Annotated in this window: 3 protein-coding genes and 1 tRNA gene; 3 read left to right on the top strand and 1 reads right to left on the bottom strand. The window is 51.9% G+C overall.

Going from position 1 to position 2,288, the window contains the following annotated elements; translation table 11 throughout:
• Nucleotides 1-74 (top strand): hypothetical protein (locus tag ABJM03_RS12165; protein WP_348417851.1); only part of this gene is annotated, 74 nt, incomplete at its 5' end.
• A gap of 121 nt (nucleotides 75-195) precedes the next feature.
• Nucleotides 196-735 carry a hypothetical protein gene (locus tag ABJM03_RS12160; protein WP_348417850.1) on the top strand — a complete coding sequence of 180 codons (540 nt, stop codon included), beginning with the start codon at nucleotides 196-198 and terminating at the stop codon, nucleotides 733-735.
• A 66-nt stretch (nucleotides 736-801) separates the two neighbouring features.
• Here the strand turns inward: ABJM03_RS12160 and ABJM03_RS12155 are convergent, their stop codons facing one another.
• Nucleotides 802-1,299, bottom strand: coding sequence for a DUF892 family protein (locus ABJM03_RS12155; RefSeq protein ID WP_348417848.1), 498 nt, complete (start codon nucleotides 1,297-1,299; stop codon nucleotides 802-804).
• A gap of 180 nt (nucleotides 1,300-1,479) precedes the next feature.
• Here ABJM03_RS12155 and ABJM03_RS12150 point away from each other — a divergent pair.
• A tRNA-Trp gene (locus ABJM03_RS12150) sits at nucleotides 1,480-1,555 on the top strand.
• Nucleotides 1,556-2,288 lie beyond the last annotated feature (733 nt).

Genomic DNA, 2,288 nt, shown 5'->3' with positions numbered 1-2,288 from the left:
ACGGTCTGCGCTTTGCGATCCGTGAAGGCGGCCGTACGGTTGGCGCGGGCGTTGTGTCCAAAATCAAAGAATAATCCCGCCGGCCCATCGGGCCTAAGGTGAGATACGAAAGGCCGCTCCTGAAAAGGGGCGGCCTTTTTGTTATTTGGTAATCAGGCTAGAGACATGGCGGCCTTTCCGAATTAGACTGCGCCCATGACATATGTATCTTTTCTTCTTCGCTCTCTCCTTGTTGCGCTGCTGCTGGCTTTGCCAGCCGTAGGCTGGTCCGACGAGATCGACCGTTTTGTCGGGAATTATGTGGGTGAAGCCGAGTTCGAGCATGATGGAGAAGTCCAAAAGCGTGATCTAAGCGTCGACATCACCAAGTCCGAAAACGGTTTCGTGTTGAAGTGGATGTCGGTGACATACCGCAGCGACGGGCGGACCAAAGAGCGCACATATAACGTTGAATTCCTGCCCAGCCCCCGTGAACACATCTATGGGTCGGCGATGAAGTCAAATCTGTTCGGGAAGTCTGTACCGCTCAACCCGCTTATGGGCGAGCCGTTTGTCTGGGCGCGATTCGAGGGCGATACGCTTTCGGTGTTCTCCTTGTTTATCGATGAAAGTGGCGAATACGAGATACAGGAATTCCACCGGACCCTCGTGCCCGAGGGGCTCTCGTTGGTGTTTTTGAGATTGCGCTATGATGAGGTTCAGCGAGAGATCAGGACCATTCTCAAGCGACAGTAAGCCATAACCCGCAAGAAAGGCCCCTCATCGTCTATGAGAGGCCTTCACGGTTGCCAGAGCGGTAAATTATGCCGCTGCGGCGTTGATACCATGGTTGGTTGCAAGATCTGTCATCCGGCGATCGCCGTCGTATGTGTCATCAAGCATCTGGTTTAGAACTGCACCGTCGTCGTCCAGACCCAAGCGGTTCGCGAAGGCATTAAGTGTGCCGTATCCGGCAAGTGCGTAATGCACCAAACGCTGGTATTGGCTGATAATCGCAGCGTCCTGTGTGGCAGCGTTGCCGAACGATTCTTCGATCGCATGTATGCGGGCCTCTTTGGCCAGACCTTCCATGCCTTTGCAGTGATGTCCTTCGGGATCAAGATCATGCTTGGCGCATAATGATGCGATGTGGTCCATGCCATTGATGATGCCAGTCGTGCCAGCAATCAGTGCTTCGCTAAGGTCTTTATCAGAAGCGACCCGCCCCAGTTCGGTTGTGATCTTCATTGACTGTTTGCAGGCGCTGTAGAGGTCTTGAAGCTGGTGGTGGTAAACGTCGTGCAACGTATTGAGTGACATGTCGTGTCCTTCCGTTTTCAAGTGTATGTCGAGCAAAGATGGTGGTCGCTTTGCTCCTTCTTACTGACACAACCATTCGGTTTTGCGCTGTGTTCCGAGAAACTTTGAAAAATAGATAGGGCATAAGGGGTGATGGCTCTTGATCCCCGCGTAAATTCCGCTTACGCAGTCGCACGGCATAGGGGTTTAGCTCAGTTGGTAGAGCATCGGTCTCCAAAACCGAGGGTCGTGGGTTCGAGTCCCTCAGCCCCTGCCAGTATTACTTAGTGTATATATATCAACGCACTATCTGTTTTATGCCAGGCCGTTCGTAGCATCAGTTCGTAACAGTCAATTATACTCCTTGTACAAGAGTGGTTATGAATTTTGTGAAAAAGCGACTCATGTCACGGTTTGTTATCCAAATCCTTGTATCTAGACTGCTTTTGCAGGGTTAGAAGGCGGGGTTTTGAAGTCATGGTGATCAACGCTGTCTCGGTGCGCTCAGTTTCCATGCTCTGAATTGATCAGTATTTTGTCCACTTATACTTGTGCATGAGGGTTGGGCCTTGATGTGTCATGAGGGCGGCGTAGAGGCCCCTCAGAGCGCAGCGTTGCGCTGGCTTGATGCCTACCTCGTCTTGCCTTGTGCTAGCATTAGGGGGCTGCAATTGGTCGGTCCGCTGGCTCATGGTTGATTTCGGTGACCGCTGCTGCGCACTCGCAACCACAATTTCCGGAGAAACATGATCATTGAATGGGTCGAAGTCACTGTGATGCAGGAAAGCAAGCCAGTATGACATTATGAGCGCAGTGACGTCAAAGCCGTCCTCCAGTTCAATCCGAGCGATCAACTGCCTTTTAAGGGTTGAGCTACCCCCCGAAATTCGGACACTGACGTAAGCTGCGATTTGTAGTCTGCTGATCTTCAACACGAAGGAGATCAGGAATGTCGAAACGGAAGCAACATCATCCAGAATTCAAGGCCAAGGTGGCGTTGGAAGCGCTGA

It is taken from the genome of Sulfitobacter sp. (genome assembly GCF_039977885.1).
In the GTDB taxonomy this organism is placed as follows: domain Bacteria; phylum Pseudomonadota; class Alphaproteobacteria; order Rhodobacterales; family Rhodobacteraceae; genus Sulfitobacter.
This window is presented reverse-complemented; position numbering and strand designations above follow the sequence as displayed.

Bases quoted from the DNA above. Each gene is read 5' to 3' on its own strand.
- ABJM03_RS12160 (WP_348417850.1), top strand. From the start codon at position 196: ATGACATATGTATCTTTTCTTCTTCGCTCTCTCCTTGTTGCGCTGCTG.
- ABJM03_RS12155 (WP_348417848.1), bottom strand. From the start codon at position 1,299: ATGTCACTCAATACGTTGCACGACGTTTACCACCACCAGCTTCAAGAC.